This is a genomic window from Mesorhizobium sp. P3_A10, from assembly GCF_056403175.1.
Map to the genome: position 1 here is coordinate 648,907 of NZ_JBFUFZ010000001.1, position 22,323 is coordinate 671,229.

Sequence of the window (22,323 nt, forward strand, 5' to 3'; positions counted from 1 at the left end):
TTTGCTCGCTCTGGATTTCGATTTTCACGTGTGCGCCCCGCGTCTAGCCTGAATACCGTGCAAACAAGCAAAGGGCTATCAACAGCACGATTGCCCAGCCTACCCATCGTCTCCCCGGCAACCTCTTCACCGGTTCGGACACCGCGTCGATGCTGGCGAGCGCGGCGACCTGGGGCGGCGCCTCGACCTTGCGGCTCCTGCGCGAAGTATGAGAAAATCCGGTACCCGGAATACCGACCGTTGTCGTGCGCCCCGATGTTCCGACGGTTGTTTTAAAACCGCGAGGCCCGGCGGAAATGCTGACCCCCTTCTTGCCGACGTTGAGCCGCACGCCCGGCACAAGCCTTATCGACTTACGAAAACGCCACCCCATAACGTCGCCCCCCCTTTAGCGTTATTTCAACTCAGCAGGCTCACCCTTCTTTGCGGCCGCCTGCGTCGGCTGCACGACCACTTCATGGTCATACTTCCTGCCAACCAGCATGAAGACGCAGCCGACCTGAAAGGCGATCGCACCGAGCCAAATAGTGATCCAGTAACCCGTCATGGAACCGTAGGTAGCTCCCAACATCTCGCCGTAGGCAATGCCGCTGAGGATCGGCCCGCCTAGGAACATGAGGACGCCTGCGCTGCCGGCGCCAGTGAAATTCTGCTGGCTCTGGATTTCGATCTTCATGGCCAATCCCCCCTCAGGAGGTGGAACCATCGCGCAACCCTAAGGCGCATGCAAGACGATCCCCCAAAGAGTGGATGCTTAGAGCTTCCTCAATCTCACTCCGGCGCCGCCACCGTTCTCAGGGCTGAACTCGACGCCGGCCGCCTCCCTTGCGGCCGATCAGCTGGGCGCCAGAGCGAGGGAGACACTTCGGCGGTGTAGGGATAGCGGCCGACGGAACGTCGCTGTGGCAAGGCTGTGCGTAGATTCAACGCTTATAACCGGTCGGCAGATCGGCCACTGCCTCCCGGTATCTGTGTCCCACTGCTGCCGTATATATTCCTTTGTTGAATAGCCGTCCCATAGGAAAAAGCAGGCCACCAGGGTAATTACGATGAGTATTGGACGCATCGAAATGCCCTCCCTCAGAGCGACAGTTTGGGCGACCTCGCTGGCGCGAGTTCAATGCTTTCATGAGGTCACGATTGAACCGGATCTCATGGCCGTATGACCCACTTGGTAGATTCTGCCGCCACCTGACGGAAGCTGCGTTCCACCTCGGCTGTATACCTGCCGTCATTCGCCAGCCTGTCCCATAGGACAAAGCAGATTGCCAAGGCGATCACAATTAGCACCGGTCGTCAGGCGAAATACAAGCGGCAGCTAATGCGCGCGCTTGGCGGGGCTCCAGGCGCCGCGAGTCAATCAATGATGATGTGTCCCTCGACATCGTCGTCGATGCTCATCCCACTCAAGCGCCCATGCGAAAAGTGGCACTGGGCCGAATGATGGACGAATGTGCCGTGGTCGTCCCGCGTAGCGTACTCAATCCTCGTGATACGCCCCGCGAAATCTTCCTCGGCATACAGGAGCCGATAGCCGTCGTAAGGGCGAACGCTCCTGAATTTTCTGCTTACTGCCGAAACGGTCCTGAGCGCCGAAATCATCCCGACTGCCGACACGCAAGCAGGTATCATGCTCCAGCGCTCGCCATCGGCGTGAGCAGGTAGAGCCGCCGTTACGAATAGTGCCGCCAGGCAAACGCGCTTCACTAGTGCGCTCCGACGCTGATGAAGCGCGGGCAGCCGTCTACCGTGTAGCTCGGCGTCGTGAACGTCCCGATGCCCGTGAAGTAGTGACACAGAGCCCCGTCCGCCGCTTTCTCTTGGTGATAGAGAACCCCTGTCGATGTGGCGAGCATCGCGCCAACGACCGCGGCGAAAGAGATCGCAATCGCCAATAGGGTCAACGCGCAAATCTCGATCGCTCTATGTGACCAAGGCGCGGGCGGCGGCGGAGCTGGAGCCCACAGCCGCTCGCCAAATGGTAACTCCGCAGCGAGACGCGCAGCCTTTCTCTCTCGTTTCATATCCAGCCATTCTTGAGCGAACTGCTGCCGTGTCTGTTGCGACGACGAAAGTGAGTTCGCTTGTAGCCATGCTTTGAATTTGCCGGCGTGGACGCTCACCCTGATAGCGGGAAAGCCTTGCCGTCGTTGCTCAGCTTCAGACGCTTTGAAATTCTCCCACCACTCCTCCCACGTTGGCGGCAGATCACCAACTTCCGAAAGCTTGAGGATGAGAGCGTAGTCACGAGGGCTGTAGACCAGGGCGGCCGGCCATTGACTGGTGTCCGTCATCGCCTCGCCTTGCGCCAGCCTGCAGCGCGCGCCTCTGACTCACTGCAGAACCAGCGTTCGCCATACTGCGGGCTGATTTTGGTTTCGGAATAATGTTCTTGGCCGGGGACGTGGTAGATGCGTTCGCCGGTGTTAATCGAAATGTTGCCTTTGATGTCGCAAGTGCCGGCGCTGCCGTCCGCGATGGCTGTGAGCCAGCCAGCGGGGACGAAGCCGGCGACAGCGTCGATGGTTTGTGGTCTCGCCGTGAGAAACACGGCCAAGGGGACCATCAGCAACGCGAATAGATACTGAGGTCGGAGACGCGCCCAATGCCTCCTGGCGTTTCTTCGCCAGCGGTCGGCCTGATCAGCACCTTGATGACGCTGGACCTTGCCCATCGCTGCAATCGCCCTGAGACTGGCAAATATTCTTCGTATCCGCGAAAAGACCGACACTAGAAGTCGTCAAAAAATTACGCTTTTGATTTTAAAGGGAAAATCGTCGCGAAATATATTTTGAGGTTTCACCAACTATCGGGACCAATCGAAAGACTTTCTGAATTTCAGTCCTCGGCAGTGCTTCCAAATCGCCGTCGAAAAAGTACGGTCAGCCTAACTTTGGAGCTCTGTCGACCGGTGCATCAGAGCCCCTATTTCAGAGCCCAGAATCCAGCGCCGTCTGCTGGCTCGACGATCCACTACACGTCATCGCATCGAGTCCGCTCTGACGAAACAACGGCAACTAGGACCTATCCGGGCCTATCAACGACGAGTCCACTTGCCTGTCTTGGTGGTGCCAAACAAATGTGCGTCGCCCGTAACGACGGCAGTCTCCGCTGGAATCAGGTTGTAGAAAAAGGCCTCTACCTGCTTCTCGTCGTTACCTACAAACAAACCCGTGCCTTTTACCGCGAAACCGGGGACAACATTTGTACCTGACTTATAAATACCGCTCCGTGCCTTGAGTAGATCCCCTTTCGGACCATTTGTTCCCGCCCATTTTCCGTTGTCTGCGTCCAGGAAGACGGAAGCCGTTTCACCATCAGTACCCGTGATTCGGATCGTAGTATCGGCGGCAGTCGATGGTGACACAGAAAATGTTAGCAATGTTGACACGACAGACAGCATCGATATTTTTGAGATTATCATATTTTTCTCCTGATTATATATTACTATGCTTGAGAGTTACTATTCGATCTCATGGTACGCCATATGCGACGTCTTCGGCGAAATACTTGTAACTGTCGGCGTTGGCTCGTGCTTTGGCGGCGGACGCTGCGGCTCTCTGCTTCACCGCGGTCGGCCCATAGTCGTTCTTGCCGTCTCCATCGATGTCGTCGTCGACGATCTTGCGGTGCGATGATTGATGAGAAACCTCGTGCACAATAGTCCCACCCTGCGACTTTGGCCCTGACGTCCCTAACTGGAAAAAATTCGATGTCACAAAGATCTCGCCGACCGACCCTCGCAGAATGAAGGCGTTGGTGTGGAACCACTTTTCCGGTGTCTAGCTGTTGGGAGGCAGGCACCAAAAGTTCTGAAAGATCAGGTTAAGCGCCATTTCATCATACACGGTCTTGACGACGGCATCGTAGTCGCCTTCCGGGCCGCCGAACCACTTTTTGAAGCGAGCGCCCCCTGTTGATTCTTTCGGCGGCAATTCTGCGCTCGCCCCACTCGCAAGGTCCTTTGCCTTTGCAACAGCATCGGAAAGTGCCGTGAGTTCACTCGAACTGCATTTTATCCGATATTTGTCGTAGCCGTCCGCAAGCGCCGCGTGAGGCGTGGCGAGCGAGATCAGGACGGGGACCTGAATAAGGCCAAAGCGCACGACACTCGCCTCAGCGATAAAAGACCGCAGCCTTGCATTCCACAAAGTTCGATAGCTTACAGCCATGAGGACGCCTCTCTAGTTTGGTCGGCGATGGTCGCGACAGCCTATTTACGGCAGCTCCAGGAACGGCACTCTGGCACTGAAACGAGGGCCTGATGTCACGAAAGTCGTCTTGTCGAACATCTTGTCGAGTGTGACCGGCTCTTCGCGATAAGCAGCTGGCATACGCAGATCGATTTCCTCGAGATAGATGACCAACTGTCCCTTCCCCAGTTCGCCCAGCGCCGAACCAGACAGGTCGAAACACTGCTTCCAAACCAGGTCAGGGTCCCCGTCGACATTCGCCTCCGGCATTTCCAGCGGAAGATCGCCTTCCGGAAAGGCAATGGACCACCCCTCCGGCTTAATCGGCTTACGGATACGGTTGCCGGCATCGCCGCTTTCGTGGAACACGACGGCTCGGATCTTCGGCAGTTTCAGCCTGTCAAAATTGTTTTTCCATTCTGGCTGCTTTTTAGCCGTCTCCGCAGGCAGATCGTCGAACTTGAGCTCCTTAATGCCGCGCGAACCACGACCCGAAACCTCGACTGTCACTTTGCGGCCGGCGGCAGGCGCCGGGTCATTCAACAGTTCCACGTTAACGCTAACTTTGCGCTTCGGCAGGAGTTGCAGCTGCAGGGCGACGGGCTCGGACGTCATCAGGTCCGGCGAGATCGCATTTTCCTGGTAGCGCACGAGGCCGAAGCGAACGAACGGCTCCGAGGCGCGGTTGGCCCTTAGATCGACATCGACATACCATTCCTCGCGATCGAGATCGAAACACGGCTCATAAGTCAGGAGTGACACAGCAAGGAACTCGCGTTCTCCATCTTCCGGCGCAGCCTTCTGCTTTTCGTCGTCCTTCTTCGGCGGAGCGGCTTTTGGGACGGGCATGCGCGCTTCCGAAACAAATTTTGGCCGATGCGGGTTGGATGTGACCTCGCTGAGAGACGATACATCGTCGCCATGCTTCGAGCCGGCCGACTTATCCACCAAGGGCATGTCGGCGAAGGCGTTGGGCGGAATGAAATTGCCCTCCTGGACGCTCTTGTCGAGGCGGATGGGGTCCCCGCCCCATCGTGTGACATAGGCGCCGGCGGCTCCCAGATCGCGGTCTTGGAAGTCCTTGAGTTCCATCGTCCGCCCACCGTTCAGGACCAGGTTGTTGTCCAGTTCTTGCCAGTTGAGCTCGTCGTATCGCGGCGGCCAGAGCACGATGCCCAGACGCTCCCCCTCGCCGGAACTGAACCAGCCGCGACCGAGATAGATGCGCGCCAACGCATGGCGCTGCACGACGTGTTCGATCGTCGTCTTGCCTGTGACCGCCGTGGCCGACCGTCGGAAGATGAAAGAAGGCTCTGGCCGTCGGGCCTCTGGAGAGGCTGGCGCCTTCGTCGACTTCATCCAAAGTTCGATGGGTGTGGCGGACCGCGTCGCCTGATCGATGCGCCTGAGGGGCTGGCGGCGGAACAAGGTCTGCTCCTTGCCCTGGATATAGGTCGGTGCCGTTTCGAAGGCGGCCGCGCCGCGCGACACCGCGACGAGATCCAGCGTCAACCTGCGGGCCAATGTGTCCTTGAAAATATGCGGACGCCTAATCTGCAGCGCTTTCTTCCTCTTGGTTTGGTCGTGGCCTTCGGGCAGCATGGCGACCGACTGTTCGATTGGCGTTCCGCTGATCGCGGCGGCAAACAGCGGCAGCAGTGACACTCCCGCCAGCCGCGCCCCGTCCTTCGGCAGGGTGAAAACGTTTGCCGTGCAGGCATCGCCGTTTACCGGCAAGAGCGGGCCGATAGCCTTGGTCGATGGCAGGTTCGCTAGGCTCAGGAGCGTCACCGGCTCCCGCGGCAGCGTCACCCTGCCGTCCTCGGCGACGGCGAAGCCGACGACGTCGGTGGGCATGGCGTAGGCGTCGGCGCCATCGGGGTTTGTGACGACAGGCCATCTCCCGGAACGTCTGGAGATCAGACTGCGTCCCCTCTCAGCTGCGTCGATTTGGAAGCCGCTAGTGGCGACGGTGGTGGCGATGACGTGGAAGGACTCGACCAAATCGAGGTCGAGTTCAACCGTGCCGTCGATAATGAGGTCGGTTGCATCCGGCTCATCGCTGTTCTTGTTGGGGATGTTGTCGCAAACTGACGCATTTTGCGTACGGATGGATCGAAGCTTTGGGTCGTCCGACAGCCAGCGAATCGCCTTTGCTAGCGGCTTGTTGAGCGCGTGATGAACACGAAGGGTCTTGAGCTCGGCGATTTCCTCGACCGGCCATTTCGACTTCATGGCGTCGAGCAGCGCCTCGGCGACCTTGCGCCGATAGCTGGGGACGGGTACCTGCTGTCCGCCCAATCCGGTGAGGCTGTCTGCCCCCCCTGGAGTGCAGGCGGCAAGCACCGAGTCGCCGCAGATTTCCCGAAGACGTTCCCGCGCTTCCTCGTCGCTGGCGGCGCAGCTCAGTTGCATCGCCATCGTCTCGGGCACCGAGAACCTGTCAGCAAGCGTGGCGACATCTGGCAGGCAGCTCACCTCGAGTTCGAAGTCCTCGCCTTGATACAACGTGATTTCGACGAACTGGACACGGGCGCGTCTCGCATCCTTGGCCGGAATCTTGCCGGCGAGGTCCATTGAGGTCAGTTGCGGTGCCTTGGCTATGTCAGATATCGAGCCCGGTGGAGAAATGCGGACGGCGGCGACACGAACCACTTTCACGGCCAAGGGCAGCGCGTGGGGATAGCTATTTCCTTGATAGAGCGGGACGGCCTGCGCACCTTTCAGATACTTATCGCTGCCAGTTATCTTGGCCCGAAGGCTGTATTCGACAATGGCGGGGTCGGGGAGGTACCCGACCTCACCCGTTTGGGTGGTGTTCTGGCCGCCGGGCTCGAACACCGGGATGCCGCGCGGCGTACCGTCTTTCACCGGAAAGACAGTTCGCGGATAGATGACGCCCTCGTCGTCAAGCGAATCGCGCCGCGTGCTGACCGCGACAGGAAACCCGCTCGGCCTCTCGCTTTCGTCCTGAGGGGATACGGCACCGCCGTGGTTCTTGCGTGGCGTGTAGCTTATATCGCGCAGGCCCCCCTTCCGGACCTCAACGGCATTGGGATTGTCGAGCTTGCCATGGGCCGAAACAAGTTCGTGCGGCGCCTCTGGCGCGATGAAGACGCGGATCGTTTCCGTCGGGTTGGTGCGGATGTCCTTCCCGACATATTCGCCCTTGATATCGTCCGGAAGCAGGATGTCTGTAAGTTTCGAATTCTCATCGTTCCAAGAACGGACGATCGCCTGGTCGACCAACTCGTATCCCATCTGCTTCAACCAATAGTCGGCCAGATGCCGTGGCAGCAGCAAGATCGGCGCGCCGATGGATTCATGGCGCAGATACCGCCGGGGCGTGACCGCCTTGACGTAGTGTCCGTCTTTCATGACGTGCTGCTCGGCGGGAACGAACGTTCCATGCTCGGTCGGCGTTGACGATGACGGCGAGCCGCCACCAAGGAACATGGAGCGGAAGCGGAACAGGTAAGGCACCCCGAAGCGGAGTGGCGGAGGACGCAACCCCGCTTCGCCGGCGCCGGACCCTGGCAGGTCCAGTGTACGGCCGAAAGGCAAGCCGCTGGGTATCGACTCGTTGCCTGGGCGGCCGTCGGTGAGGACACTGGCCGGTGTGCCGTCCCACAGGAATATGGCTTCATCGGCCACAGCTTCGAATCCGGAAATCATGCCATCGTCCGAGGTCTTCGGCACGAAGCGGGCAGCGGTCTGGAACGAGGTTTCCTCAAGAAGGCCCTTGCTGTTGGTTTTTGTCCCCATCAGCGCATAGAGCACTGACTCGACGAGCTTGTCGTTCTTGCCGAAATTCAGGTCCACGAAGCGCTGCATGAGACTTCGCCAGACAAGCGTATCGAGTGGCTTGTTCGCAGAGGCCACGGCCACGTCGATCCGCCGCCCTATTGTCAATTCCTCGGCATGAAGGACGACCACAGGTTCATCCTGGTGAAGTTTCTCGCGATTGATATTGGCGAGGGCTATATCGCGGGCGATCTGTTCTGATCTGCCGCGATCCAAGATGGTGAACCCCCCGGTTCGATGGGCTTCGCCTCGGTCTCGACCCTGCGACTTGGAATCCACTGACCGACGAATGTCCAGTGAAGCAAGTTCGTAGCGTGGTCCGTCCACGGTCGTTGCGCCGAGCTTCCAGATGCCGTCCGACTGCTCCACCAGGTGCGCCTGTTTGTTTTCCTGCCCGGGCGCCTTGATGTCGAATACCGAGACGGGCCAGAAGCCGTGGAGATGGAGCTTCGCGGCTGTTGCCACCTGGCCAGTATCGGACAACGCGCCCGCGTCCGCCGAGACGGCAAGGTGCAGTCGCAGTTCGAAACCGGGCTTCGAAAGGAAGGCGATTGAAGGAAATTTGTCGAGCGGCGCTTCGAAATCGAAAGCAAGGCCGAAAAGGCGCGACAGCATCGGATCGCCCTGCATGGCGAAATAGGTGCCTCGGATCGCCATCAGCGCGGCCGTCTTGTCATCGTCCTTTAGGGCCTGATCGTCGATGACGGGCGGAGTGATTGCGCCGCCCTCCTTGCCGTCTTCATCCTTCTTGCCGGTCAGACCATAGCGGCGCTGCAGCCAGCCGCCATATTCCTGCGTGGCCCGGCGCTTCTTGCGCGGAGATTTGCCATCGTCCTCCTCCTCCACCTCCGGAGCGACGACATCGACAACCTCTGGGACCAGGAACGGCCGCACGGGTGCGCCCTCCGCGATCCCCGTGGCGGTATCCGAGCCGAGCGCCTCCTTGATCTTGTCGTAGGTTTTCTTGGAGAAGATCCGCTCGTCCCGGGTAGCCTTGATGGCCGCCACGAAGCGGTCCTTCGCCGAACCGACGGCCCCGAGATCCATTTTGCGCTCGTCGAGCACTGAAAACGGTCCCGCATATTGCTTTGCCAGAACACGAGCCGCGCGAACCGTCTCCTCCTCCACCGCGATGTCACTTTGCCGGATCGGCAGGACCGCGGCTACCGTCAACGAATCTTCGGACTTCGGCCGATGCACGGCGATCGAGCCGTCGTCGGCCAGGGTGGCTCTGGCCGCTGCCTCGTCGGCTTTTTCGATTTCCTGATCGTTCCCTTCCTTACCCGAATAGCTGTCCTTCAGATCGGCCGCGTGTTTTGATCCCTTGAGCGATCTGGCGATGTCGGTAGCGAGTTCCTCCCAAGTTGCACGCGGATCGACGAGCGCTTTGTTCCACAGTTCGTTGATCTTCAGCCAATCCGAAGGTTTCGAGTACGCAGCCGCTCGGCTCGGTCGCATCGTCACCTTCGTCCAGTCATGTTCCGCGATCTTGGGAATCTTGCCTCCGATCTCCCGGACCCAAAGCACCAGCCCGCCATGCGGAAATGGTGAAACCCCGTCCCTCAATCCCTGCGCCATCGCTTTTGGCCAGTCCGCCAGTTCGAATGCCCCTGCCTCGGTACTCTGCTGAGGCGTGGCGATCACCGTCAGGCGCAGAGTCTTTGCGTCCTTGAGGCCGTTTGCCACGACGCGAAACAGCGGTTTGACCTTGGAACCACTCATCACATGAACTCCTTGGTCAGGCTGGTATCAAAATAGGTTGCGTAGGTTTTCCAGTCGCGCGCCTGGTCGACGGCTTTGATCAGGATCGCGGAGACGTCCGGCGCACCGAAGGCGGCTGTGCCGGTTGGGTCGATCGAGCCGGTCGTCGTGAAATCAATGTCCGAGTCAAGCGCGGCGAAGCGGGTCTTTCCCCCGGACAACGACGTCTGTTTGCCAAGCGCCTTCTCTTTCTTGTACGCCGTGATCGAGTAATCATAGTCGGCGATGCCGATCGAGAATGAGAACGAATAGGTCGCCTCGCCATACATCTCGCCGCCCGCCGCCGTCCCCAGCCTCACAGAGAGCGACGTCGCGAAGTGAAATATCCAGATGCTGGCCGAACCACCCGCGAAGAAGGTGCCGTACAGCTCGGTCGTCTTCTTGCCATCGGCCTTGATGACCCGCACGAAGACACCGACCTGGATGCGGCAGCTTGCCTCGAACGGACCGTACCCGATGGCCGCACCGCCGCCATACTCGAACGATGCCTCGAAGCCCCTGACGCCGTCGGCGGCTGCGTAGATGGCAAAATAGCCCGAGCCGACAAACGGGAAGACGCCCATGGTGAATGGCGAAAGCCGACGCCCAAGCGATACCTTGAACAGCGATTCTTCGTTGCCGAAGGGAAGCTCGGCCGACACGTTGAGCGAGACGTTGAAGAAGGACGTCACGCCGATGCCGATCGTTCCCAGATTGATGCCGTAGCCGGCCTCGATGCCGGCCGTGCGCGTCATCGGCTGGATGAAGACGCCGTTGCCCTCCTTTGGCGACAGGTAGCTTTGCAGCTTCTGTGCGAATTCCAGGTCCCGGCCAATCACGAAATCCTGGTAAACGACATCGAAGCGTGAACTGGTGTTGCTGGCCACGGTGAAGGCTGCGCCACCGAATCTGAGCCGCAGCGCGTCGACCACTCCGCCGATCAGGTAGATTTCGAACGGGCCGAGGCTTGCCGTGGCACTGAAGTCGGACTTCTGCTTCAGAAGGTCGATGGACGCACGCATGGTGATGCCGAAAGACGAGCCCACCAGAGGCCGGAAGATCGCCCCGGCGCCAGGGTCCTTGTCAACTGTCGAATTGAAATCGTAACTGAGGTTGACCTTGGTGGGGATGAGGCTGGAGATCGCGTCCTCGATGTGGTCACGGAAGGCCCCGAAGTCGATCGCGGCAAGCACATCGCCGCGCATCAGGTCCTTGGCCATGTCGTCGGCCTGCGACAGGATCACCAGTGGCGCCGCCGTCTTGGCCGACCAGCCGCTTAGAAGCGCCACGAGGCGGCGGCGGTGGCCTTGCTCCAGCTTGCCGTCCTTGATCGCCGCGACGTCTTCGGCCACGCTGGCCTCTTGTGCCAGCCGGTCGCAATCTGTCATCGGGTTGACGGATGTCGCATCGTCTATCTTGCACTGGTCAAGGCTTTCGTTCTCGTCGCGGGCCAGGACTTGGACGGGTGTGACAAGCAGCGCCTTACGCGCCGCGACGTTGAAGACCGGCACGCTCTCGGCCAGCTCGAGCAGGTCGTTGCGCTGCTTTTTGATCTCACCATAAGCAGCGTCGAGGGCAGAAAAGACGCCAGTTGAAAGGAGAGCCTTTTCGACCTCCTGCCGCAGCCTCTCGGGTGCTCCGGCGATGCGCTCCTCGAGCTTTCGCCACTCGCGTATGACGGCGGTCTCTTCGTCTCTCAGCGCTGCTTCCACCGCATGATAACTCTTGGCCGCACCGTCTGGATTGAACAGTTCCAAGACCTTCGTCTTGCCGCCGTCAGGCCCGACGGAAGCGACGATGAATTCCTTGAGTGTGGAGAGGCCGGTGGGAACGGACACATCCTTGAAGCCAAGCAACTTGGTCCGGAGCCGGGCGACTGCTGCGGTCAGCGCCTGTGTTTCCGTGCCGAGGTCGAAGCCGAAACTAGCAGCGACCTGCACCAGCTTCGGCAAGGCTTGCTCGACTTTCCCGACTGCGTCGGCAGCGCCGAGCACCGAGACGCCGACGAGCCCAAGCGCAAAGTTCGTGACCGTCGTGAGCTGGGTAACGATCTCCTTTTCCGTCTTTTCAAATGCGGCCTTGGCCTTGGTGATCGTCTGCCTGACGTCGTCGGATATGTTCTCAAGCTGGTTCTTGTCTAGATAGGCCTGGAGAACGACCGCGGCGCCGCCGACAATCCCGCCGGCCGCCATGATCAGTTTGTTGCTCGGCTTGTTTCCAAACTGCGCCAGACGCTTGACGATGCTCTCCAGCCTGCTGCCGAGCCTCTCGCCGAGTTGGCGAAGCCGACGCATGAGATCGCCGAGTTCCGTCTGCAGCGCGCGCACGGTTTTCGGGTCCGGATCGGGGAAGTTCTGCAAGGCACGGGTCGTAACGACGATATCGACGATATCGCCGTAGAGGCCTTCCAGGTCGGAGATCAGGCAGTCTTTTCTGTCAAGGTTTATACCCTGGGCGAGTGAACGGACCTCGGCGACGAAATTCAAGAGACCGTCGGCGCCGAACGCGGTTTCGCCGACCTTCTTGGCGGCATCGTCGATCTGGCTTCTGTTGCCCTCGATCAGCAATCTGAGGATGTCGAGCGAGGTCGTAGATTCGGACGGCTGAAGGAGAAGGCTGTCCAACTCGCTGATTTGTCGGCCGATGGCAGCCAGCAACTCGTTGCTGGCAATGACGATTGAAGAGTTCTGGCTGTTCTTTAGCGGCAATGGACCCGGCGTTACAGGCACGTAGCCTGGAGCCCGCAGCTTATCGAGCTCGTCGCGTTCCTTGGCAAGGACTGCGCCCTGGCCGTCGTTTGGGACGATCGCGAAGGTGCCCTCCTTGAAGATGACCTTGGCCCGGGTAACGATTTCCGCGACCAGCTTCTTCTCGATGCCTTCGGCCTCGGCCTGGACCGCCGCGATGTCGATACCGAGCACGTTCTGGGCAAATGCGCCGCTCGCTTTCAGGATCGTCTCGCTATCGCCTCCTTCGAGCGCCTTCGCGAACGCCTTGCCTTCGCGAACCGTGACGTTGAGCCTGTCGATACCGGTCACGATGGCGTTCAATTCATCCGGAAACTGGCCAGCGATATCGAAGACAGCGTCCAGCACCTGCTCTTCGAGTTGCCGGAGATAGATGTCGAGCGCGGCTTTCAATTGCGTGACGGCACTCTTGACCACGGCGTCGGCCGCGACCGCGGCCATGTCGAGCGCTTGCTTGGTGGTGGCGACCGCGTCCTGGGCCTTGGCCTTGACCGCTTCACGGTAGGTTTTCAGGCCCTCCTCGAGGGCCGGACCAGAATCCTCCCCGCGGAACACCTTGGCGAGCGCGCTGGTCAAGGTCGACTTGAGCGCGTCCTCAGATACCTTCCGGATATCGACAACCAGTGTGTCGGCAATGCCGTCTTGCTTCGAAACGGCGTCCCAGAAAGCCTTGGCAGTGTTCTGAACGTCGACGACCAGCAGCTTCGTCAATTCGCGCAGATCCGGAGAAAGAGACGCCAGCGGCATAAGGCTGGCCAGTTCTGAAGGACCCTTTGTATCCCGGACGTCCGGCTCGGAACTGCGCGCAAGCTTCTCGAGTATCCAATTCGTGACGAACTCGGCGGCAGTGTCGGGTGCTGCCTTGACGAACTGATCGACAAGTAGCTTGAATGTGGCCGCAAGCCCCTTGAGCTCTTTCAGAATTGCTTCAAGAGAAGCGATCTTTTCCCGCAGATTCGCGGTTACAGCCTCCTCCAGGCGTTCGATCGGGTTGGACGCTATGATCGCAAGGCCGCGGATAAGCTGCTTGGCAGCCGCATGCACGGCGGCAAGCTTGGGAATGAGGCTGGCGGCGTCTTCCGTCGCCAGCGCGTCGTCGAGCGCCGCCTCGAGCTTGGTGAGCCCACCATCGACCTCAGGGTAGATGGACTTGAGGCTGAGCGGATTGTTCCCGCCCAATTCCTCCAGCCCGTTTTGCAGATTGGAGGAGGTTCGTTGCACCTTCTCGTCGAAGAGATCCCACTCTCGCCGCAAAAGGGCCACGGCGTCGCGCAGGGGAACAAGCACCCGGGTGCGTATGTCGCCGCTCAATTCATTGGCCTCGCGAAGCGCGGCGGTGCCGAACTCCTGCAATTCTTTGAGAACCGGGATGCTATCAAACGACAGGCCCAGCAACCGCATCAGGTGCTTCAGCTTTATGGTGCCAAGCAGCTTGGCGTCCATGCTGAAGAAGGATTGGACCTGCTTGATGGTATCCGATACGTCGATGGCGTCGTAGGGATCCTTGTCCTCGTCCTCCAGCGGAGGTGGGTTCTTGATGCCCGGACGCGGAAGCGCAACGTTGAAATACGGCGCAAGCGAAACGAGCACGCCACGCTCAACGAGCCCATCAAGTGTTTTCTGATCGGGCTCACCGGCCTTGCTTGAGGGAGGCAGCGTCAGGTCATCCGGCGCTTTTTGTCCCGGTGCTGTGCTCCACCACGTCGCCTCATCACCGCCGAGTGGGCCTTTGCTACGGCTGATGCCGACTATGTTGGAGTTGGGGCGCGCAATACCGCCGGAGCGGTCGCCGCTGTTGCCCATGTCGAGCTTGTACACGTGACGCAGCACCAGGAATACTTCCTGCGGGTTGGCGCCCTTTCCTTCCGGCTTCGAATGCCCCTTGGGCGGCTCCTCTCCGGGAAAGCCATAGAGGACATAGTGGCCGTCAAATTGCACCTCGACCGACGCCGGGATGCCGCCGCTCAGGCGCTCAACCTGGCCCAATCTGATTCTGGCGAATTGCATCGTTGGATAGAAGGGAGGCTGGCTCGCGCCTTCGAGCACGCCTGTTGTGGCGAAATTATCCTCGGCTTCGAGCTGGCCGGCCCAGCTATCGCTGCTTGCAGACAGCAGGCGGCCTTGCGCGCGCACAACGATCTTCTCGGTTTCGAACTGCGCCTCGCCGCTCTTGCTGTTCGGCGCGTAGTCGATCTTGCGGCCAGCCAGCCGAAGCGTGCGAGTGTGAGGCGGTCGCAACGCGCCCGGCTGCACATCGACCTCCGGCACGAGGCTGTTGTAGTAGTCACAGGCGGCTTTTAGCGATTGGGAAGACGTCGCCGCGATATTGTCGAGAAACAGCATCGGCAGTTCGGTCGGTGACCCGTCGATGGTGACAGGGAAACGGAAAACGCCCTGGTCCGTAACGTCCGTGCGTGGCCAGAACGCCAAGCCGGGACCGTCGTTCAACCAGATTTTTCCGCTGAGGCTGACCTGGTTGGCGCGGTTCACCTCGCCATCAATAGGGAATGTCGGGTCAAGGATGTCCGGCGTCTTGTCCGTCGTCAGACGCACCTTCTTTGCGCACCACAAGCGCCCGCCATGCGGCTGTCCCATGGCCCCGTAGAGCTTTACCGGGTCCGCCATGCGCAGGAACATGCGTTGCCGCAGGATGGCCTTGATGCCGTGGCCCTCAACGCGCAAGAAGATGCGCTCGGTCAATTTGACGAACGACGCCTTATGGCCGAGTGGCAGCAGATAGCCCTTGTAGACCACCTCGGTGCGGATATCGCGTCCCAGCACGATGTCCTGCTGCAGGGTGTCGATGGAGAAGCCTTCAAAAATCTTGCGGCCGAAGATGTCGTTTGCCCCGGCCGAGGGCTTGAAGGCCGTTTCGTGGAGGAACGACCCACCGAGTGCCGTCAGCGACAATGCCTTCACATCAAGTGGCACGGGCTTGTGCAGAGCCTGGTCGTCGGTTGCGTCCAGCAGCACGAACCTTTCCCCTGGTTCGATCTGCCCAGATTCCGCGATCAGTCCGCCGCCATCGTCGGAGTCCTTGTCCGGGCCTGGCAGCCGCTTGCCGATAACCGGCAGGCCGTAGGCGGAGGTCAGCAGTACGAGTTGGTGCCTGTCGAACGCGTCAAGCGATGTTCGGAAATAGGTGTATCCGCTTTTCTGAATGTCCTTGCGGAACTTCATACGCTCCATAAGCCAGCGCGCTAGCCGCGAGCCGGGAAATCTCGGCGCGGCAATCTCGTTGAGGTTCTGGTTTTCGAGCTGTTCGAGGCCGATGAACCAAGGGGCATAGGGGCCACGCGGCGGCGGACCTTCTCCGGGGAGCCTTGGGATGGTGTCGAGCCGACGCGGCGTCAGCGCCGTCGTACGCAGGTCCGGCGAGGAAACGGCGCGGACCCACGGGTTCTGGCCCTGCGTTGCAAGCCGCACGGACCACAAGTCGTAGGGAAGTTCGTTGGTGAGAGGGTTTCCAGCGACGGAAGCGCCATTCTCCAGCTCGGGCAAGGCCTCGTTGGCCGGCGGCACCTCGACAGGCGTCGTCTTGTCGGAGCCGAAGACCGATTTCGGCATTCGTCGGTTTGTGTACCACACCGCATCCTGCGCTGTGGATAGAATCAGCCGCGATGGCAGTTCGATAGCTGTTTCGAAGTCCAGCGGCTCGCCCGGAAAGGGACGGTCGTGGCCGTCTTCGAGCGACGCAATGCGCTCACTCTTGAGCGCGCCGCGTACTTCGGCCATTCGCGCTTCACCAGTGGTCGGCGCCTCCGTAAAGCCCTGGAAGCGCATCATCGCCTGGTCGCTAGGGTTCTCCGCCCGGTTACCGGGTCGTGGCAGCGTGCCGGACGGCAGGGTCTGGAACAGCTTGCGCGCACGTTTCGTCACAGCGGGCTCGAACCGGGACCACTCCGTCAGACCTTCGAACGTGAATGGAATGGGCCTGAACTGCGTGTTGCCCGCGCCGGCACCGGCTGGGCCATCGCCGCTGGAAGGTAACGTGCCCGCTTCGCGCGCGTCGACGCCGATCTGCGCCTCTCCGTTGACGCGGAACGCGAGACGGCTTGGACCCGACAGACGTGCGTTCATCAGGTCTTTCAGCGGATCCCGGCCCAACGCACGATCGAGGAAGGCCTCCACGATCCTGTCATACAGCGCGCTGATGTCGCCGTAGGTTGCCGGTCGATTTTTGTCGCTCAGATATTCGCATTGCATCCAGAGTTTCGGATCGAACTGCGGAACGCCACCCGGAACGGCGGAAGGGTCTCCTGAAACGGCTTCTCGCCAGAAGGCACGGAACACGCCATAGAATGGCTCAAGCGATTCGAGCAGCGCCTCGTTGCGCAGTGCATTCGCAAAGTTTTCCTGGTTGTCAGGGAGATTGCCCTCGTTGACCTTGTCAATTTTCTCCAACCGGGGCGCCAGCGGCCCGGCAATCTGCGCCTTCACGCGCTCCAGCATGTCCTCAAGGCTTTGCTTGACACCCGCCTTACCCTTGTCTCGCATCAGCCGGCGAGCGGCGCCCATTGCGTCGGGGTCGAGAGCAAATGGGCCGATATAGACCTTCTGGTCCGCTGGCGGAGGCGAGGGCTTGGGCAACTTTCCGATCTCGCCGGGCAAGCCGTCGGCAATCTCATGGAATGGACCCTGCGTCCCCTCTTTATTCTTCTTGGCGTTCTGCACCTGCGTTCGGTATTCGACCCGGGCCTGCTCGTCCGAGAGGCTTGCGAGATGGTCCAGGATCTGCTGGCGCGAACATTTGTCCCCGATTTCGGGACTATCCCCGGGCTTAAGATCGATATCCGGCAATTGCGGGGTTTCCGGGAGAAATACCGCCTCCTCCATGACGTGTTGCGGATCAAACTCCGCAACGAGAATGGGACGGCTGTCCTGAACCGCGCCGTCCTCGCCCACGCGCACCCGGGCGTCATCTCGGACAGGCCTGATGCTCGGATTGGGACTGTAATGCAGCAGCAGATCGTGGAAGCGCAGGCGCACCTTCATCAGGTCGTAGTCACGGGCGCAGGTCAACGTCGCACGCGAAAGATCAATCACCGCAAGCGGCTTCGCGAGCGCGGCGGGAGCGCCGATCCACACGAAGCTGGTCGACAATGAGCGCGGATATTCGCCGCCCGACAGTTCCTTGATTGGTTCGCCGTCCTCAAAGGCCAGACGCAGTTCTGTTCGCTTGAAAGCCAGCCTGCTGAAGCTGGCGTCCGGCAATGCGGTGGCAACGCCGAGCAGCGTCAGGTCGATATGGACCCGTCTCAGGCGCGAGTCGCCAGGGCTTGGCAGGTCACGGTCGGCCAGCGCATGGATCGAGGCTTCGGGCACGCCGCCGCGATCGCCGTTCGCAGCCTGGAAAAAGCGAGCCAGCCGATTGCGATTCTGTTCTTCAGCACGTGGCACCTCCTCGCCGATCTTGGGAGGCTTGCACACATTCTCAGCGGGTTGCCCGGCAGCCGTTTCCGCCTTCTTGCTGGTTGCCACCGGCTCCTTTTTCGGGGGCTCGGGATCCTTTTTGAGATCAAGACGCAGGACGGGCTTGTCGACAGCAAGGGGGCCGATCGGAGAATCGATCGTTCCCGCACCACCCAATTCCTTTTCCGGCCCCTCCTCTTTCGGCTTCGGCGCCACGCTTTCCGGCACCTCGGCCCTGAGGACAAGGGGTTCGCCCGCGCCGTTCGCATTGCCCCAAAGCACCGTGCGCAGGACACGCTTCAAGCCGCGTGCGCCCGGAGTGATGGTCTGGGCGATCGTCAAGCTGTCCGCCGCGACGCGATCCACGAGCGCAGTCTCGCCGGAGCGGACGGCCAGGACCGCCGCCGTCAGGGTCAGCGCGCAAACTGCCTGCGATTGCGACGGCAGGAAGGTCGCCGCGCCAACGATGACGTCGAGCCTTGACGTGCTGCCTTGCGGCAACCTTATGCCGAGATGGTGAGCACCGGCATTGCCATGGCGGTATATTCCGTCCGTTGCCGCCAGTGATAGGCCTTCGCCCTCCGCTTCGCCTGAGAAATACACGATGTCGGGTGCGGCCCCCGCCTCCACGTCGCCTATGGCGACGCTGGGGGCTGGCTTGGCATCGCCTCCCGCGTCGACTGGCGCCTTGCCGTCGCCGGCTTTGTCACCAGGCTCTTCGTCGTCTGCACTTCCCGCTTTCGGTTCCTGCTTCTTGAGCCGCCGCCAGGCAAAGCTCAGCCTGGACGTCCTGATCTTTCCTTCATGGGCGAGCAGCCTCGCCGAGTCGAGCGCCTCGATATGCCATACGAGATGGCGGTCAAGGGATACGTCGAAGACGCTCTTCGATGGTGCGGCCGCAGAGACCAATTGGCCGAACGTGACCTGCAACGTCTTGCCTACCCGGCCAGCCTCCACGAATTCAGCGGGACGCAGCCGGCCGGTTGATACTGTCGGATTACCATTGGTCAGCGCCTTGTCGGGCTGCGTTAGTGTCTCGCCGATGAAGTGCTCCAACTCGACGGAGCCGCTGCTGACGATCGACTCGGTGCTGCCGCTGGAGCGGAGCCACAAATCCGTCTCATAGGCTATCTTCCAGCGCAGTCCGGACCGTGTGAACCGGAAGGCGACATAACCGGCTTTGTTGACCTTACCATCCTTGATGGTCGGCGTCTTGCCATCGGGGTCCTGCCCGGTGAAACGCAGACCATATTGGACGCGCCTGACATAGAGGACTTGTTCATAGCCATTTTTAGCATCGGCCGGGCGGGCGTCCGGTTGAGCCATGTCGAAAAACGCGTCCCTGCCGAATGCCCCTGCTGGCACGTCCCACAAGCATGCGGCGCAGCGAACTTCGGAGACCACCTCTGTAGGCTTGCCATCCTTGTCGACGATCTCCTTGTATACGTCGACCTTGATCTCGCGAACAGTGACGGAGGACTGGTCCTCGGAGATGACCAGTTCAAGATCGTACCAGCTCGAACTGTATTGCGCCGCTGCGGATACAACGCCAGAATAGAGAACGACGGGAGAGGCAACCAGCCCACCAAGCAATGCACGTCGAGTAAGCTTGGGGTTGACAATCTCGTGCCAACCAACAGGCAAATTCCCACGCAGCAGCGATCCGCCGCCTTCGAGCAAACGGGCCAAAATATCCCCCTATTGGCCGCGCTAAACTAAGTTCCCCCGGCCAAGCCGCCTAAATTGGTGTATTGACCTGCATCCGTCAATATGAATTCTACTGGAGCCAAGTTCTCATGCGGCTTTCATTGCCTTTTTTGTTTTCCAGGTCATAATACGCCTGAAATGAAGGCGACGGGATGCTGCGTGACAATGCGCAACCCCAACTTATTTTGTTGTAGGGGTAGGCGGCTGGCGGAGCTTTGCGGAACCTGTTGGCAGCGGAAAGGTTCGGCAACAATCCACGCTTATGACATCACAACGAAGCGGTGCAGAAGCCGTATGAAACGCAGCTAGTGGATTTGGAAACGCATGGGATCACTTAGTGCTTGGCATTGGCTAATTGTCCTGGCCATCATCTTTCTGCTCTTCGGTCGAGGCCGCATTTCTGCGCTCATGGGTGATGTAGGCAAGGGTATTGGCAGCTTTCGTCGCGAGGTGCGCGACGTCGCCGGCAGCCATCGCGCGTCGCACAAGGCTTCGTCCGTCGCCGGGGCCATTCCGGCTCCTGTCGAAGCCGGCGGACAACCCGTTGGAAGCAAAGAGGGTGCATTGCCAGACAGGCCGCCGCCTTCCCCATAATCCCTTCAAGCCTCAGGTGGTCTAGCGCGCAATCGCCGCACAAAGTGTCGAAGCGCGTCTGTCGAGTCGAAAAGTACTGTTAGCTACGCATCTCCGTTGCTTCAGCCAGCGTCAGCGCATCTTCTAGGGCGACGCCGAGGTACCGCACCGAGCACTCGATCTTGGTGTGCCCAATCCGGTGTGGTTAAAGTCGAGTTGGGTCGGACCGACAGGCTACGGATTTGTAGTGGCAACAAATTACTATCGACATTGGTCAACCAATGGAGCAATATCGTCGCGGGCAGTGACTTGAGGGGAAGCGCTCTTGTAGCACAATTTTATGGTCATATAAGAGATCAGATCTTAAAACGACTTCGCAACAGATGAGCACTAGAGAAATATCGATGCCAGACCAGGCTTCGATGGGGGGGTCATGGGCAAGATTTTTGTCATTGGTCTGGTAATATTGCTTTCTGCATGTACCGATTGGGACGCAAAGGCTCCTCCTGTCACATCTGTTGGCCAGAAGATGGTTGAAATCCCAGAATCTGTATTTAACGTCGACGTAATGGCTAGCACCGCTGAAGTTGAAAAACAGTTGCTCGCCAAGTATGCGAATGAGCCACTGAGCAGCGGTCGTTCCGATGAGATCAGCGGAAAACTTTTTCTCAATGAAAAGACAACTGAAGAAAGAATTGTTGACGTTCTTATTGCTCCCGCCAAAGCGGCCGGATGCGTCAATAAGAACATTCCTAAAACTTGCAAAAGAGAAATCTTGAAGAGATGTGGAAATCTTCTCAATCCTTTTGACTGTTGGAAGACCATTAGCTTTCCATGCGACGAAGTCGTTAAAGAGTGTTGGCCTGAAGCGAAAGCCCTATTCGAATCTCAAAAGCAACTTGTTACCGAGATCCACGAGAAGCTGTTTCCCACAAGTTTTTGGTTGAGCCATAAAGTAATGCTGCGCGGAGCCGATATTGAGGCTAATGGCCAGAATCTGCACCTGTCGGCAAGAATCGACATCAACATTTCGATCGATGTGAAACAAGGGATTCTCTATGAGGCTGTCACCGTAAAGGGAGCGCTGGCGTGTGACCTGTCTACCCAGATAGATGCGGACTTCTCGACAAACGTAACGGATGCACCCTCGGTCGAGGTGAAGGCTGAAAACTTCAACATCGGCATCGACAAGCTTTGTGTTCCGGGAGCCGTCGAACTCACTAACCTGGCGATGCTCGATCCAGCTACGATAATCCAGAAGAACCTGCTTGAAGACACCCTGAAGCCAATCATTCTGAAGGAACTAAACAAGCAGTTGAAGAAGTCGACAGGTGACTCCCTAAATTTTGCAGATGATCTGGACGCGATAGGTCAGGATGCGAGGAAGCCAATTAAGCTGGGAGACGATCTTTGGCTGAGCATCAATCCAAAGGAACTCTCGCTCTCGCAATTTGGATCATCTGGATCGGGTGCCGATAACAAGTTGGTGCTTCAGGTAGGTCTCCGGGCCAAGCCTGCCGTCCAGTTGGGGCCTGAACCTGCGCTCTCGCAAGGAGGAAAGCTTCCGGTAAAGATTGCTGCAAAAGTACCGCCGAGCTTCATCCTGGGAGCCGGAGGCGCGGTCAATCTCGAGAGCGCTGCGGCCAAACTGCTGAAAGAGGTGCAGGCGTTTCTGGACAAGGAATATTCTGACGTCCCTGTCACAGCAGGAGACATTGATCTTTACCAAAGTGGTGATCGCCTGGCATTGGCACTGACATTCGTCAAACGCTCGGGTGGAGAAGAAGAAGGCAAGCTCTACCTTCTCGCAAAGCCGTATCTAGATGCGGCAGCCAAGGAGGTTAGGCTAGCGGATGTGGACCTTGACGCGGATTCAAAGCGTGTGGCGGTTAAGTTCATAGCTAAGTTTGCGGATGGCGTTCTGGAAGACATCATCGAAGACAAGGCGAGATTTGCGTATGGGGGCGAGCTTGCGAAGCTGCAGGGGGAGGTCGCCAAGTTCGAGAGCAGCGGCAAAAACACTAAGATCACCGGGACAATCGATACCATCGATCCCAAAGACATTTGGGTTCAAGACCAGGACCTTCGGTTGTGGGCGGAGGCGAAAGGAGCAGTCACCTTGGCCATTAACCCCTGATCTGTGATCC

11 protein-coding genes are annotated in these 22,323 nt (G+C 59.4%); 2 read left to right on the forward strand and 9 right to left on the reverse strand.

Annotated features, from left to right (window positions below):
* Positions 1-43 precede the first annotated feature (43 nt).
* The 9 genes from AC1DXU_RS03125 to AC1DXU_RS03165 all read right to left on the reverse strand — a co-directional run bounded on the left by AC1DXU_RS03125 (position 44) and on the right by AC1DXU_RS03165 (position 19,585).
* The gene (locus tag AC1DXU_RS03125) at positions 44-373 is read right to left on the reverse strand and encodes a DUF4236 domain-containing protein (protein ID WP_477364210.1); all 330 of its coding nucleotides are present in this window, start codon (positions 371-373) and stop codon (positions 44-46) included.
* A gap of 21 nt (positions 374-394) precedes the next feature.
* Complete coding sequence (locus tag AC1DXU_RS03130) at positions 395-676, reverse strand: hypothetical protein (RefSeq protein WP_477364213.1); 282 nt, start codon at positions 674-676, stop codon at positions 395-397.
* A 1,030-nt stretch (positions 677-1,706) separates the two neighbouring features.
* The gene (locus AC1DXU_RS03135) at positions 1,707-2,294 is read right to left on the reverse strand and encodes a hypothetical protein (protein ID WP_477364216.1); all 588 of its coding nucleotides are present in this window, start codon (positions 2,292-2,294) and stop codon (positions 1,707-1,709) included.
* Positions 2,291-2,674 (reverse strand): sunset domain-containing protein, encoded by a 384-nt coding sequence (locus AC1DXU_RS03140; RefSeq protein ID WP_477364218.1) that lies wholly within the window; start codon positions 2,672-2,674, stop codon positions 2,291-2,293. Before AC1DXU_RS03140 ends, AC1DXU_RS03135 begins: the two co-directional genes overlap by 4 nt.
* 363 nt (positions 2,675-3,037) lie before the next feature.
* Positions 3,038-3,424, reverse strand: a complete 387-nt coding sequence (locus tag AC1DXU_RS03145; protein WP_477364221.1) for a hypothetical protein — start codon at positions 3,422-3,424, stop codon at positions 3,038-3,040.
* Positions 3,425-3,473: 49 nt separating this feature from the next.
* Positions 3,474-3,749 (reverse strand): M35 family metallo-endopeptidase, encoded by a 276-nt coding sequence (locus AC1DXU_RS03150; protein ID WP_477365967.1) that lies wholly within the window; start codon positions 3,747-3,749, stop codon positions 3,474-3,476.
* A 33-nt stretch (positions 3,750-3,782) separates the two neighbouring features.
* Positions 3,783-4,172, reverse strand: coding sequence for a hypothetical protein (locus AC1DXU_RS03155; RefSeq protein ID WP_477364224.1), 390 nt, complete (start codon positions 4,170-4,172; stop codon positions 3,783-3,785).
* Positions 4,173-4,217: 45 nt separating this feature from the next.
* On the reverse strand, positions 4,218-9,719 hold the full coding sequence (locus AC1DXU_RS03160; protein WP_477364227.1) for a hypothetical protein: 5,502 nt from the start codon (positions 9,717-9,719) through the stop codon (positions 4,218-4,220).
* The gene (locus AC1DXU_RS03165; protein WP_477364230.1) at positions 9,719-19,585 is read right to left on the reverse strand and encodes an AAA family ATPase; all 9,867 of its coding nucleotides are present in this window, start codon (positions 19,583-19,585) and stop codon (positions 9,719-9,721) included. Before AC1DXU_RS03165 ends, AC1DXU_RS03160 begins: the two co-directional genes overlap by 1 nt.
* A 342-nt stretch (positions 19,586-19,927) precedes the next feature.
* Between AC1DXU_RS03165 and tatA the strand changes: the two genes are divergently transcribed.
* Together tatA and AC1DXU_RS03175 are read left to right on the forward strand one after the other, a co-directional pair.
* Positions 19,928-20,197 (forward strand): twin-arginine translocase TatA/TatE family subunit, encoded by a 270-nt coding sequence (gene tatA / locus AC1DXU_RS03170; RefSeq protein WP_477364233.1) that lies wholly within the window; start codon positions 19,928-19,930, stop codon positions 20,195-20,197.
* 412 nt (positions 20,198-20,609) lie between these two features.
* The gene (locus tag AC1DXU_RS03175; protein ID WP_477364235.1) at positions 20,610-22,313 is read left to right on the forward strand and encodes a DUF4403 family protein; all 1,704 of its coding nucleotides are present in this window, start codon (positions 20,610-20,612) and stop codon (positions 22,311-22,313) included.
* Positions 22,314-22,323: the final 10 nt, after the last annotated feature.